The organism is Paraburkholderia sp. IMGN_8, from assembly GCF_038050405.1.
In the GTDB taxonomy this organism is placed as follows: domain Bacteria; phylum Pseudomonadota; class Gammaproteobacteria; order Burkholderiales; family Burkholderiaceae; genus Paraburkholderia.
Genome location: NZ_CP150900.1, coordinates 1,379,629 through 1,393,770, shown reverse-complemented (window position 1 = coordinate 1,393,770; position 14,142 = coordinate 1,379,629). Strand labels below are relative to the sequence as shown.

Sequence of the window (14,142 nt, the reverse complement as noted above, 5' to 3'; positions counted from 1 at the left end):
TTTGGGGCGTGGCCGCACGGCGGCGGTGCACACTCGATGCCTTCGATCGCCTCTTATACAGAGGGCAAACCCTGGGGCATCGCCCGCTCTTCCAATCCTGTCCAGTTGGACAGGTTGTAGACGATTAAAGCCGCCAAATCAATGCTTTTCGTACGGTGGGAAACATAGCGAGAAGCGTGCCATTGCGTTGCAACATGCGTTTATAGGACGTCGAGAATGCGCGTGTCCATCGGCGTCCAAACGACTAGAATGAAGCGCGACGCGGCACACATGCCGCTCAGGGCGAACATGAGAGACGACGACGTGGCTGCCGACATCACAGAAAGCGACGAAATAAACGATGAAACCCGCACACCTTTGCGGCGGCGCAAGGCGCACATTCGCGAGTCGAATGAAGCGCATTTATTGGCGTGCGCCGAGGCGGTTTTTGCGGAGCGCGGGCTGGACGGCACCAGCACCGCAATGATCGCGGAACGTGCAGGCTTACCGAAAGCTAACTTGCATTACTACTTCCCGACCAAGCTCGCGCTGTATCGGCGCGTGCTCGAAGATCTGTTCGAAGACTGGTATCGCGCCGCCGATACGTTCGAATGCAACGACGATCCGGTCGTCGCGATTGGCGGGTACGTGCGCGCAAAAATGGAATTGTCGCGCCGCCGGCCGCTCGGCTCGAAGGTGTGGGCGAGCGAGATCATCCACGGCGCGGAGCATATGCAGGACATCCTCACCGGGCGCGTGAAGCCGTGGCTCGACAGCCGGGTAACGGTGATCGACAACTGGATCGCGCGCGGCCTGCTGGCGCCCGTGGACGCGCAAACGCTGATGTACATGATCTGGGCGACCACCCAGCATTACGCCGACTTCGACGCGCAGATTCGCGCGCTCAAGGGCAAGCGCGCGTTGTCGCAGAAGGCGTTCGAGGCGACGACAGAGGAAGTCGTGCAGTTGGTGATTCGGGCGTGCGGGGCGGTGTCGCCGGCGCAGCATGAAGACGGCGCAGACCCGGCAAGATAAGAACAGCCCCGTTGCTTCCGGGAAGCAGCGGGGCCGTTTCGCTATGACATGACGCGATCGAAAGCGCCGGCGTTCAATAAGTCTCCAGATGCAACCGCCCCTCCCGTTTCAGCTTCGCCCACAGCGCTTCCCAATCCATCTGATGCTGTTCGCCGATTTCCCTGAGCGCCTGCAACACGCCATCTTCCATGCCCTTTAATCCGCACACGTAGATATGCGTGTTGTCGTCCTTGAGCATGTGCGCGACATCGACCGCGCGTTCGCGCATCGCGTCCTGCACATACCGCCTGGGCTGCCCCACCGTGCGCGAAAACGCCAGATTCGTATCGATGAAGTCCTTCGGCAGATTCGTCAGCGGCCCGAAGTAAGGTAATTCTTCTTTCGTGCGCGCGCCGAAGAACAGCATCAGTTTGCCGGTCGCGCCTTTCAGACGGCGCCGCCGGCGATACTCGGTCATCGCGCGCATCGGCGCCGAACCGGTGCCCGTGCAAATCATCAACAGATGCGAGTTCGGATGATTCGGCATCAGGAAGGTGCCGCCGAACGGCCCGATCACCTTGACCACGTCGCCCTTCTTCAGATCGCACAGATAGTTCGAGCACACGCCATCGGTCGCATCGCCATGCTCCTGGGTCACGCGCTTCACGGTCAGCGAGACGTTGTTGTAGCCGGGCCGCTCGCCGTCGCGGGGGCTGGCAATCGAATACTGCCGCGCATGATGCGTGCGGCCGTCGGCGGTCGAGCCCGGCGGCAGAATGCCGATCGACTGGCCTTCCAGCACCGGAAACGGCATCGAGCCGAAATCGAGCACGATGTGATGAATATCGCTATCGGTCGAACCGTCGGTGAGCCGGTAGTTGCCGACCACCGTTGCCGTGGTCGGATCCTTATGCGTGTAGAGATTCACATACGGCTTCGCGGCGGACCACGGCGGCACGACCGAACCGCGCACGGTATCGACTTCGATGCCGCTCGCCTCCGCCGTCGTGTCGCCTGATGCTCCGGCCGCCGCCTCATCGGCAGCGGGTACTGCCATCGTGTTCTGTTCCGGCAACACGTCCCAGGTGAACTGCTCGTCGATGGAATACGCGTCGGCTTTCAACACGGTGCGCCAGTTGTCGATCGCGCCGGTCGGACACGGCGGCACACACGCCATGCAGCCGTTGCAGATATCCGCCTTGACCACATAGTTGTTCTCGTCGTGCGTGATCGCATCGACCGGGCAAGTCTCTTCGCAGGTATTGCAGCGAATGCAGATTTCCGGATCGATCAGATGCTGCCTGAGGACTTCGATCGATACTGGGCCGTTCATGACTTCCTCCACCGTGTATTACCGCGCATGCGTTCGCCGCGCACTTCTTCCGCTGACGCTCAGTTGAAGCGCACGTATTCGAAATCGATCGGCTGACGATTCACACCCATCGCCGGCGGTGCGATCCAGTTCGCGAACTTGCCCGGCTCCGTGACGCGGCCCATCAGCGAGGCGACATACGCGCGGTCTTCCGGTGTCGCGAGCCACTTCGCTTCGTTGGCGGCCCATTCGGTCTCGCTCACCACGCGGCCGTCCGGCGACACACGGGTGCCCGCAAACGTGCCGATCTGCCGGTTGAACGCTTTATGCGGCACCGTCATGCGGAAGTCGATACCAGCTTTCTCGAGCACCTTGTTCCAGCGCCCGACGCCCGCCACCGAATCCTTGATGTAATCGTCGCGCAGCACTTCGTTCATGGCGTTGAGCATGGGCACTTCGCGCTCGACCAGCTTGCCGTCCTGCACGTCGAGCAGCTTGTAGCTCTGGCCGTTCAGTTGATGATCGTCGTCGCGCTTGTTCTCTTCATAGCGGCCCTTCAGACCCGAGCTATAGAACGTGGCTGCATTAGACGAATGATCGGCGCCGAACAGGTCGATCGTCACCGAGTAATGGAAGTTCAGATAGCGCTGGATGGTCGGCAGATCGATCACGCCCGCCGCGCGAATCCTGGCGACGTCATCCGTGCCCAGTTCGTTCATCACCTGCGCGGTGCGCTGGATCACGCGCGACACACCCGATTCGCCGACGAACATATGATGCGCTTCTTCGGTCAGCATGAACTTCGTCGTACGCGCGAGCGGATCGAAACCCGACTCGGCGAGCGCCGACAACTGGAATTTTCCGTCGCGATCGGTGAAGTACGTGAACATGTAAAACGCAAGCCAGTCCGGCGTTTTCTCATTGAAGGCGCCGAGAATTCGCGGATTGTCTTCGTCGCCCGAACGGCGGCCGAGCAATGCTTCGGCTTCCTCACGGCCGTCACGGCCGAAGTATCGATGCAACAGATACACCATCGCCCACAGGTGACGCCCTTCTTCCACGTTCACCTGGAACAGGTTGCGCAGGTCGTACATCGAAGGCGCGGTTAAGCCCAGGTGCCGCTGCTGCTCGACCGAGGCCGGTTCCGTGTCGCCTTGCGTGACGATAATGCGGCGCAGATTCGCGCGATGCTCGCCGGGCACGTCCTGCCACGCGGCTTCGCCCTTGTGCTCGCCGAAGTGAATCTTGCGGTCCTGCTCGCCGGGCGTGAGGAAAATGCCCCAGCGATAGTCCGGCATCTTCACATGATCGAAATGCGCCCAGCCGCCCGCATCGACGCTCACCGCGGTGCGCAGATACACGTCATAGCCGTGGGAGCCCTCCGGGCCCATGTCGCCCCACCACGACAGAAAATTCGGCTGCCATTGTTCGAGCGCGCGTTGCAGCGCGCGGTCATCGGCGAGATTGACGTTGTTCGGAATCTTTTCGCTGTAGTTGATCGTTGACATGGTCGGTTCCTTGGTCGAGTCCTGGGTCGATACCCGGACGGGAAACAGCAGTGCTTAAGTGTGAGAGGCGCGTATCGGAGCAGGTGGCGTTTCTTTATGCCGCGTTGAGCACGTCCCAACGCGCGTCAAACGCGCGAGACGTCGAATTGCGCCTTGCTGCCCTTGCCGTACACCTTGAGCGCGCCCTTCTCGCCCACTGCGTTCGGCCGGTTGAAGATCCAGTTCTGCCATGCGGTAAGCCGCCCGAAGATGCGTGTTTCCATCGTTTCCGGACCGTTGAAGCGCAGATTCGCTTCGAGACCGGTCAACGCATCCGGCGACATCGCCGCGCGTTCTTCAAGCGCGATGCGGATTTCGTCGGCCCAGTCGATGTCGTCGGGCGACGCGGTCACGAGACCCAGACGTTCTGCTTCGACCGGTTTGATCGCCTGACCGATCTTCGAGCGCACGGCGTCGAGCGGCCCGGCTTCTTCATAGAAGCGGCGTGCAAGACGCGATTGATGCGTAACCATCGGATAGAGACCGAAGTTGACTTCCGACAGCGTGATTGCCGGCTCTTCGTCTTCATTGGCCGGCAGCGCGGCCATATACGTGCGGTCAGCGGCGAACGCGAGTTCCGCGAACGTGCCGGCAAAGCACGAGCCGGGCTCGATCAACGCGAACAGCGAGCGCGACGACACGTCGATGCGCGCCAGCGTGCGGCGCAGCAGCCCGATCGTCTCGCGCACGAACCAGTGGTCCTTGTGTTGCATCAGCGTCGCGTCCGCCGCGAGCACGTTGCGCGCATCGCCTTCGGTCTTGAAGACCCACGTGCCGACCTCGAGCTCGTTGGTGCGCATCGACAGGATCGCGTCGTCGAGTTCGCGGGCAAACTGCAGCGGCCACCAGTTCGCGCCTGCGGCGACGATTGCGTCGGCGTCGCTGGGTTGTTCTGCTTGAGGCGCTTTGGCAGTGAACGTCGCGATGCGTTTAGCACGATCGATCGTGACGTCGAGCGTTTTGTAGGTGAGGCCGTCTTCGCGATTGGTGCGTTCGATACGCGAGAGCGTCACGCCTTGCGCGTCCGACGGACGATCGCTTTGCGCGGCGAGTTCGAGCGCGCGTGCCTGGATCGCCTGATCGAACTGGTTCGGCTTCACGACTTCATCCACCAGACGCCATTCCTTCGCGCGTTCACCGCGAATCCCTTCGACCACCGTGCAGAAGATATCGGCACGGTCGTGGCGCACCTTGCGCTTATCCGTAACGCGCGTCAGGCCGCCCGTACCCGGCAGCACACCAAGCAAAGGCACTTCCGGCAACGACACCGACGACGAGCGGTCATCGACCAGATAGATTTCGTCGCAAGCCAGCGCGAGTTCATAACCGCCGCCGGCGCACGCGCCGTTCACGGCAGCGAGAAACTTCAGACCAGAATGCCGCGACGAGTCTTCCAGACCGTTACGCGTTTCATTGGTGAACTTGCAGAAATTGACCTTCCACGCATGCGTCGACAAACCCAGCATGAAAATGTTGGCGCCCGAGCAGAACACGCGGTCCTTCAGGCTCGTCAGCACTACTGTCTTGACTTCCGGATGCTCGAAACGGATGCGTTGTATCGCGTCATGCAGTTCGATATCGACGCCGAGGTCGTACGAATTCAGCTTCAGCTTGTAGCCGTCACGAATCCCGCCGTCCTCGGCGATATCGATGCCGAGCGTCGCGACGGGACCGTTGAAGGTCAATTGCCAATGCTTGTACTGCGAGGGATCGGTGCGGTAATCGACCGGCGCGACGGCGGTTTCTGCTGTGGACATGGGGCGTCTCCTGACTGGACGAAGCAAAACTTGTTTTTTGAACAATAGTGCATCGTCATACCCATGTAAAGCACTTTAGTGCATGTTTGCTAGTAAACCCCTAGCGCGCGACTGCATCTCAACGCACCCGCGCGTCGTCCGGCGTTTCGGCCGCGAGCCTTGCGGCAAGCCGGTCGCGCAGTTGCAGATAGGCGTCGGCAAGCGTTTTCTCGCTGGTGTCGAAGGTCATGTCGGCGCGGCCATATAGTTCGCTACGCCCCGCCAGGATGCGCTTCAGGTCGTCCATCGCCTCCTTGTTGCCCGACATCGGCCGCAGATCGCCTTGCGCGACCACCCGGCGCATATGCTCTTCCGGCGTGGCCTGCAGCCACACCGTGAAGCAGTGCGACAGCAGCGCGTTGAAGGTGCCCGACTCCGACACCAGCCCACCCGGCGACGCAATCACGGCGCGCTCATGCTCCTGAATCACCGCCTCGAGCGCGCGGTGCTCGTAGCGCCGGTAAGCGCTCGCTCCATAAAGCGAATGAATCTCCGACGGCGGACAGCCCGCGAGTTGCTCGATCACGCGCGTCAGCTCGACAAACGGCACCTTGCGCTCCTGCGCCAGCATCCGGCCGAAGGTGGATTTACCCGCGCCACGCAGGCCGATCAACGCGATCCGGTCCTTGCGATGCGGGTCGCGCGGCGCTTGCGCGAACATCTCGGCAAGCGCCACGCGGGCGCGCTGCAACGCCGCCTGGTCGCGCCCTTGCAGCAGTTCGCGAATCAGCAGCCATTCGGCGGAAGCGGTGGTTTCATCGCCGATCACCTCGGCCAGCGGGCAGTTCAGCGTCGTCGCGATCTGCCGCAGCACCAGCACCGACGCATTGCCCACGCCCGATTCCAGATTCGCCAGATGCCGCTCGGACAGGCCGGTTTCGGTCGCCAGCGTCTTGCGGGTCATGCCGCGGCGCGCGCGCAGCAGGCGCACCCGTTCGCCCATCGCAGTCAGAAAAGGATCGCGTTCCTCGCGCTCGGCCCCGCTGTCGGCCCGGCCCGCGCGGCTTGCGTCGTTATTGGCCGGCTCGTCCAGCGGTGCGGGAGAGTAATTTTGGTTCATGTTTAACTACCTATCGACTGCGATATATGTACTATAGTGCTTGACACGCACTTGGTGAACGGTTAATTTTCGCCAAATATTGATCCAATAACAAACGCCGTCGAGATTGTTCGGCGGCGCAACGGAGACGGCGCTCGAACACGCATGAACCAAGGTGCGTGAGCGCGCTGATCTGGAGGCTCGCATGTCCCCACATGACTTCCAACGCCTGATTGCAGGCGTCACAGAGCAACTCGCCGGCCGGCCGCTCGACGGCACGCTGGCCGCGTGGCTGAACGACACGTATCCGGCCGGCGGCGCGACTTTTCGCGAACTCGCGGATGCCTGCCGCATCGGCGTCGCTGAAGGCTGGCTGTGCAATCGCGAAGGCGGCGGCATCCGCTACGGCCGCATCTTCAAGGCGCTGCCCGAGACCCACGGCTTTTCCGTCGACGTGGTCGACATGAAGGATATTGCCGGTCCACATCACATTCATCCAAACGGCGAGATCGATCTGATCATGCCGCTCACCGAAGGCGCCACCTTCGACGGCCATCCGGCGGGCTGGTGCGTGTACGGCCCCGGTAGCGCGCATCGTCCGACCGTTGCGAACGGTGAGGCGCTGGTGCTGTATCTGCTGCCGCAAGGCGCCATCGAATTCACTCCTGCCTGACTACCGCGAGATCCGCGCCATGACCGAACTATTGAAGAACTACGTTGCAGGCCAATGGGTCGCAGGCAGCGGCGAAGGCGTCACGCTGACCGATCCGGTCACTGGCGAATCGCTCGTGCGTGTTTCAAGCCAGGGCCTGGATCTCGCGCAAGCATTCGGTTTCGCCCGTGAAAATGGCGGCGCCGCGTTGCGTGCGCTGACCTACTCCGCACGCGCTGCCCGCCTCGCCGAACTCGTCAAGCTGCTGCAAACGAAGCGCGACGACTACTACGCGATCGCCACCGCCAACTCGGGCACCACGCGCAACGATTCGGCAATCGATATCGACGGTGGGATTTTTACGCTGTCGTATTACGCGAAACTCGGTGCATCGCTCGGCGACGTGCATGCGCTGCGAGACGGTGACGCCGCATCGTTGAGCAAGGACCAGTCGTTCAGCGTGCAGCACGTGCTCACGCCAACGCGCGGCGTGGCGCTCTTTATCAACGCCTTCAATTTTCCGTCGTGGGGCTTGTGGGAAAAAGCGGCGCCTGCCTTGCTGTCCGGTGTGCCTGTGATCATCAAGCCCGCCACGGCGACGGCGTGGCTCACGCAGCGCATGGTCGCCGACGTGGTCGACGCGGGCATTCTGCCGGCCGGCGCGTTGTCGGTGATCTGCGGCAGCTCGGCGGGTCTGCTCGATCAGGTGCGGGCATTCGATGTGGTGTCCTTCACCGGCTCCGCCGAAACCGCCGCGACCCTGCGTGCGCATCCGGCTTTCGTGCAGCGCGGCGCACGTTTGAATGTCGAAGCCGACAGTTTGAATAGCGCGATTCTTTGCGCCGATGCAACGCCTGACACACCGGCGTTCGAGTTGTTCATCAAGGAAGTGGTACGCGAAATGACCGTGAAGTCCGGTCAGAAATGCACGGCGATCCGGCGCGCGTTCGTACCGGAGACATCGCTCGAAGCGGTGCTCGGAACGCTCAAAGCGAAACTCGCGAAGATCACCGTCGGCAATCCGCGTAACGAAGCGGTGCGGATGGGCTCGCTGGTGAGCCGCGAGCAATACGATAACGTGCTGGCCGGCATCGCAGCACTGCGCGAAGAAGCCGTGCTCGCCTATGACGGTTCGGCCACGCCGCTCATCGATGCGGACGCAACGATTGCGGCTTGCGTCGCGCCGCATCTGTTCGTCGTCAACGATCCTGATAACGCGACGCTGCTGCACGACGTCGAAGTGTTCGGGCCGGTGGCGACCGTGGCGCCCTATCGTGTCCTCAATGACAACGCCAACGCCGGCAACGCCCTGCCCGAGGCCCACGCCATCGCGCTCGCGCGACGCGGCCAGGGTTCGCTCGTCGCCTCGATCTATTCGAACGACGACGCCCATCTCGGCCGCCTCGCACTGGAGCTCGCCGATTCGCACGGCCGCGTGCATGCGATCTCGCCAGTCGTCCAGCAGAGTCAGACCGGTCACGGCAACGTGATGCCGATGTCGCTGCACGGCGGCCCGGGGCGCGCGGGCGGCGGCGAAGAACTCGGCGGCTTGCGCGCGCTGGGTTTCTATCACAGGCGCTCGGCGGTTCAGGCATCGAGCGCGGCAATCGACGCACTGACGCAAACAACGAATTTGCCGACAGCCTAGTGGCACGAGATACACACAAGCGGCAAGCAAGCATCGAGCGGATCACGAGCACATAACAGCCGGACCGCCCTCACCCGATGGAGGAGACATATGGAAGCCCTGCTGGAACCCGCTGCGGGTCGGCCCGCCCCGACGGTCGAGCCACCGCCCGCGCAATTCAATTTCGCAGCCCGGCTGTTTCACCTGAATGAAGCGCGCGCGGCCAAGGTCGCTTATATCGACGACACCGGCACCACGACCTACGGCGAACTCGAAGAACGCGCCCGGCGCTTCGCGAGTGCGTTGCGCACGCTCGGCGTGCATCCGGAAGAACGCGTCCTGCTGGTGATGCTCGATACCGTCGAGCTGCCGATCGCCTTTCTCGGCGCGCTGTATGCGGGCGTCGTGCCGGTGGTGGCGAACACGCTGCTCACCGCCGCCGATTACGTCTACATGCTCACGCATAGTCATGCGCGTGCGGTAATCGCATCAGGCGCGCTGTTGCCGACTGTCAAGGAAGCGCTGGATACCGCCGAACACGACGGCTGTCAGCTGATCGTCTCACAGCCGCCCGCAGGCGAGCCTATACCGGCACCGTTACTGAAAGATCTGCTCGACGCCGCCACGCCCGCCGCCAAAACGGCCGCGAGCGGTTGCGACGACATCGCCTTCTGGCTCTACTCGTCGGGCTCGACCGGCAAGCCGAAAGGCACGGTCCACACGCATGCGAATCTGTACTGGACCGCTGAGTTGTATGCGAAGCCGATTCTCGGCATCGTGGAAAGCGATGTGGTGTTTTCCGCGGCCAAACTGTTCTTTGCCTACGGTCTCGGCAACGGCCTGACGTTCCCGCTTTCGGTCGGCGCGACCGCCGTGCTGATGGCGGAGCGCCCCACCCCCGACGCGATTTTCACGCGCCTCGTGCGACATCGCCCGACCGTGTTCTATGGCGTGCCGACGCTCTACGCCAGCATGCTCGTGTCGCCCAATCTGCCCGCGCGCACCGATGTCGCGATGCGCGTGTGCACGTCGGCGGGCGAGGCATTGCCGCGCGAAATCGGCGAGCGCTTTACCGCGCACTTCGGCTGCGACATTCTCGACGGTATCGGCTCCACCGAAATGCTGCATATCTTTCTGTCCAATCGCCCAGGCGCTGTCGAATACGGCACCACCGGGCGCCCCGTGCCCGGCTACGAAGTCGAACTACGCGACGAAGCCGGCCACCCGGTGCCCGACGGCGAAGTCGGCGACCTGTATATCAAGGGGCCGAGCGCGGCGCTGATGTACTGGAGCAATCGCGAGAAGTCGCGCGCCACCTTCCTCGGCGAATGGATTCGCAGCGGCGACAAGTATTACCGCCTCGCGAACGGCTGCTATGTGTATGCGGGCCGCAGCGACGACATGCTGAAGGTCAGCGGTCAGTATGTGTCGCCGGTCGAAGTGGAGATGGTGCTGGTGCAGCACCATGCTGTGCTGGAAGCGGCCGTGGTCGGCGTGGATCATGGCGGACTCGTCAAGACGCGCGCGTTCGTCGTGTTGCAGCGTGAATTCGCGCCGTCTGAGATACTCGCGGATGAGTTGAAGGCCTTCGTCAAGGAACGGCTCGCACCGCATAAATATCCGCGCGACATCGTGTTCGTCGACGACCTGCCCAAGACCGCTACCGGCAAGATTCAACGCTTCAAACTGCGCGAACAGTCATAAGGTGATCCATGCAGAACCCCGCAACCGCAACCACGGCTGGCGACTTCGCTGAACTGCCCGCTACGGCGACGCATGGGCCGTTGAGTATCGAATATCGCTGGGTGAACGAGGCGGCTAGCGGCGCCCCGATCGCCGTGTTCCTGCATGAAGGACTCGGTTCGATTGCAATGTGGCGCGACTGGCCTCAGCGGTTGTGCGAGCGGCTCGGCATGCGTGGACTGGTGTATTCGCGTCCGGGCTATGGACGCTCGACGCCACGTCCGCATCATGTGAAGTGGCCGGTCGATTTCATGACGGCGCAAGCGCGCGAGACCTTGCCTGCGTTGCTCGATGCACTCGATATCGACATGCAGGAACGCAGGCGCATGTGGGTGATCGGCCATAGCGACGGCGGCTCGATCACACTGCTGTATGCGGCGCTGTTTCCGGATGCATTGGCGGGCGCAGTGGCAATCGCACCGCACGTATTCGTCGAAGATATTTCAGTGGAGAGCATCGCGCAAACCAGGCAACTGTACGAGACCACTGATCTGCGCAGCAAGCTCAGCCGTTATCACGCCGACGTCGATTCCGCGTTCTACGGCTGGAACGATATCTGGTTGAATCCGGCGTTCAGGGAGTGGAATATCGCCGGGGAACTCACGGGTATCCGCAAGCCCTTGCTCGCGGTGCAAGGCCACGACGACAACTACGGCACGATGGCGCAAATCGAAAGAATCGCGGAGCGCGTGCCACATGCCGAATTGGTCAAACTCGATGCTTGCGGACACTCCCCGCATCGCGACGCGCCGGAGGCGTTGAATGAGGCGATTGCGGCGTTTGTTTTGCGGCAGCGCTGAACTCACCGAACCTTCACAAAACTTACACAGGTAAGCGTTTATTCTTCTGATCGCTGACCTGGGCACATGGATGCTCTGGCGCACCGTCCCCCGTGCCGGAGACATTCCATGTCCGTCGTGTCGAAGCCAGTTGCCGCATCGCGTCGCAAACGTTTGGCAGGCGCGCTGATTGCCGTGTTCTTCTGCACGCTGATCGGTGCATGCAGCAACGACGACGACAAGGCGCCCGGCACGAACACCGTTAGTTCGAACGGCACCGCCGATCACGACAGCAGTACCGCGCAGGTCTTGTCGGCGAATCCGTCTTCTGCCTCGCCCGTGTCACCCGCTCTCACGATTCAAACCCCAGCGCAACTCGCAACAGGCGCCGACACTGCTCTGTCGGCCGCCGCATCCGCACCACTCGCCACACCTGTCATTCACACCGTAGATTGAGTTCCGTGACCCTCGCGGCGCGCGGCTCACACTCGCGCTACGCGTATCGTTCCTCTACTGAAGATCGAAAGCCAAAACCATGACCTCAAAAAATCGCCGTGATTTTCTGCGCTCCGCTGCGCACGCCGCCGGTTCCGCGACCGCGTTGAGCATGCTGCCGCTGGGCATTCGCAATGCCCTTGCGATCCCCGCCAACAATCAAACCGGCAGCATTCGCGACGTCGAGCACATCGTCGTGCTGATGCAGGAAAACCGCTCGTTCGACCATTATTTCGGCACGCTCAAAGGCGTGCGTGGCTTCGGCGATACGCGCGCGATCACGCTGCCCAACGGCAAACCCGTGTGGTATCAGCCGCTCGCCGCGGATCTCGGCTACGTGCTGCCGTTCCGCCCGAGCGCGCCGAACCTCGGCCTGCAATTCCTGCAAGACCTCGCGCATGACTGGAACAGCACGCACGCTGCGTGGAACGGTGGCCGCTACGATCAATGGGTGCCCGCCAAGAGCGCCACGACGATGGCCTACCTCACGCGCGACGACATCCCGTTTCACTACCAGCTCGCTGACGCCTTCACGATTTGCGACGCCTACCACTGCTCGCTGATGGGCCCGACCGATCCGAACCGCTATTACATGTGGAGCGGCTGGGTCGGCAACGACGGCAGCGGTGGCGGTCCGGTGATCGACAACTCCGAACTCGGCTACGGCTGGTCGACCTATCCTGAAGTGCTGCAAAACGCAGGCATTTCGTGGAAGATCTATCAGGACATGGGCACCGGGCTCGACGCGAACGGCTCGTGGGGCTGGACACAAAACGCGTACATCGGCAATTACGGCGACAACTCGCTGCTCTACTTCAACCAGTACCGCAACGCGCAGCCGGGCAATCCACTGTACGACAACGCGCGCACCGGCACCAACGCGGCGAAGGGGGACGGCTATTTCGACATCCTCAAGCGCGACGTGCAGAACAACGCACTGCCGCAAGTCTCGTGGATCGTCGCGCCGGAAGCGTATTCCGAACATCCGAACTGGCCCGCCAACTACGGCGCGTGGTACATCGATCAGGTCTTGCAGGTTCTCACGTCCAATCCGGAGGTGTGGAGCAAGACGGTGCTGCTGATCAATTACGACGAGAACGACGGCTTCTTCGACCACATGGCGCCGCCGTTCGCGCCGGCATCGAGTGCGAACGGTTTGTCGACGGTCGATACCAGCAATGAACACTATCCCGGCAATGCGAAAATGGCCGCCGGCCCGTACGGTCTCGGACCGCGCGTGCCGATGCTGGTCGTCTCGCCGTGGTCGAAAGGCGGCTACGTGTGCTCCGAAGTGTTCGACCATACGTCGGTGATCCGCTTCATCGAAAAGCGCTTCGGCCAGCAGCACAATCTCGGCGAATCGAACATCACGCCGTGGCGTCGCGCGGTGTGCGGCGACCTGATGTCCGCGTTCAACTTCAGTAACCCGAACGATGCATTCCCGACGCTGCCGAGCACCAGCGGTTACGTGCCGCCCGATCAGAATCGGCATCCGGACTATGTTCCGCTGCCGCCGGCCGTCCAGGCGGTGCCCAGGCAGGAGCCCGGCGTGCGCCCGGCGCGCGCGCTGCCGTACGAACTGTTCGTGCGGGTACACGGCGAGGGCGCGGCCGGTAAGCTGGCGATGCGTTTCGTCAACACGGGCCGCGCCGGCGCGGTGTTTCTCGTCTATACGGCGTATAGCCCCGACGTGCCGCGCACCTACACGGTCGAAGCGGGCAAGCGCCTTCAGGACCAGTTGCCGCTGAATCCCGACGGCTCATACGATTTCACGGTGCACGGCCCGAACGGTTTTCTGCGGCGCTTCTCGGGCACGCCGATTGCCAGAAGCTGGTGGAACGGGTCCAGTATCGCGCGGCCCGAAGTCACCGAAGGCTATGACGTCGCGAACGGGAATCTGCAACTGCGTCTGGAGAATGTGGGCAGTGAGCGTTGCGAGTTCAACATCGTCAATGCGTATGACCCGAACAACGTGATCAGGCACTCGGTGCGCGGCGGCGATACCGAGCAGTTGTACCTCGATCTGCGCAATGCGCATGGCTGGTATGACCTGGCGATCACGGTCGATACGGATCCGACGTTCGCGCGGCGCCTCGCCGGACACGTGGAAACCGGCAATAGCAGCATGAGCGATCCGGCACTGGGCAGTTAATTCAGCA

At 62.4% G+C, this 14,142-nt stretch carries 11 protein-coding genes; 7 read left to right on the top strand and 4 right to left on the bottom strand.

Annotation, left to right across the window (positions count from 1 at the left end; translation table 11 throughout):
• The first annotated feature begins 249 nt into the window (after nucleotides 1-249).
• A complete protein-coding gene (locus WN982_RS06655; RefSeq protein WP_341315734.1) occupies nucleotides 250-1,014 on the top strand; it encodes a TetR/AcrR family transcriptional regulator in 765 nt (254 codons plus the stop codon).
• Between the two features lie 73 nt (nucleotides 1,015-1,087).
• Here the strand turns inward: WN982_RS06655 and boxA are convergent, their stop codons facing one another.
• From boxA to WN982_RS06635, 4 genes are all read right to left on the bottom strand, one after another.
• Nucleotides 1,088-2,326: a benzoyl-CoA 2,3-epoxidase subunit BoxA gene (boxA, locus tag WN982_RS06650; protein WP_341314950.1), complete on the bottom strand. Its 1,239-nt coding sequence runs from the start codon at nucleotides 2,324-2,326 to the stop codon at nucleotides 1,088-1,090.
• A 59-nt stretch (nucleotides 2,327-2,385) separates the two neighbouring features.
• A complete protein-coding gene (boxB, locus tag WN982_RS06645) occupies nucleotides 2,386-3,813 on the bottom strand; it encodes a benzoyl-CoA 2,3-epoxidase subunit BoxB (protein WP_341314949.1) in 1,428 nt (475 codons plus the stop codon).
• A 125-nt stretch (nucleotides 3,814-3,938) separates the two neighbouring features.
• Nucleotides 3,939-5,609 carry a 2,3-epoxybenzoyl-CoA dihydrolase gene (gene boxC / locus WN982_RS06640; RefSeq protein WP_341314948.1) on the bottom strand — a complete coding sequence of 557 codons (1,671 nt, stop codon included), beginning with the start codon at nucleotides 5,607-5,609 and terminating at the stop codon, nucleotides 3,939-3,941.
• 118 nt (nucleotides 5,610-5,727) lie between these two features.
• Nucleotides 5,728-6,708 (bottom strand): helix-turn-helix transcriptional regulator, encoded by a 981-nt coding sequence (locus WN982_RS06635; protein WP_341314947.1) that lies wholly within the window; start codon nucleotides 6,706-6,708, stop codon nucleotides 5,728-5,730.
• 184 nt (nucleotides 6,709-6,892) lie between these two features.
• Here WN982_RS06635 and WN982_RS06630 point away from each other — a divergent pair, with 184 nt between their 5' ends.
• The 6 genes from WN982_RS06630 (at nucleotide 6,893) to WN982_RS06605 (ending at nucleotide 14,135) form a co-directional block, all read left to right on the top strand.
• Nucleotides 6,893-7,360, top strand: a complete 468-nt coding sequence (locus tag WN982_RS06630; protein ID WP_341314946.1) for a DUF4863 family protein — start codon at nucleotides 6,893-6,895, stop codon at nucleotides 7,358-7,360.
• Nucleotides 7,361-7,379: 19 nt separating this feature from the next.
• Nucleotides 7,380-8,987: a 3,4-dehydroadipyl-CoA semialdehyde dehydrogenase gene (locus WN982_RS06625; RefSeq protein ID WP_341314945.1), complete on the top strand. Its 1,608-nt coding sequence runs from the start codon at nucleotides 7,380-7,382 to the stop codon at nucleotides 8,985-8,987.
• 90 nt (nucleotides 8,988-9,077) lie between these two features.
• Entirely contained in the window at nucleotides 9,078-10,670 is a 1,593-nt protein-coding gene (locus WN982_RS06620; RefSeq protein ID WP_341314944.1) for a benzoate-CoA ligase family protein, read from the top strand.
• An 8-nt stretch (nucleotides 10,671-10,678) separates the two neighbouring features.
• Nucleotides 10,679-11,509 (top strand): alpha/beta hydrolase, encoded by an 831-nt coding sequence (locus tag WN982_RS06615; RefSeq protein ID WP_341314943.1) that lies wholly within the window; start codon nucleotides 10,679-10,681, stop codon nucleotides 11,507-11,509.
• Nucleotides 11,510-11,617: 108 nt separating this feature from the next.
• On the top strand, nucleotides 11,618-11,944 hold the full coding sequence (locus WN982_RS06610; protein ID WP_341314942.1) for a hypothetical protein: 327 nt from the start codon (nucleotides 11,618-11,620) through the stop codon (nucleotides 11,942-11,944).
• A gap of 79 nt (nucleotides 11,945-12,023) precedes the next feature.
• A complete protein-coding gene (locus WN982_RS06605) occupies nucleotides 12,024-14,135 on the top strand; it encodes a phospholipase C, phosphocholine-specific (protein WP_341314941.1) in 2,112 nt (703 codons plus the stop codon).
• Nucleotides 14,136-14,142 lie beyond the last annotated feature (7 nt).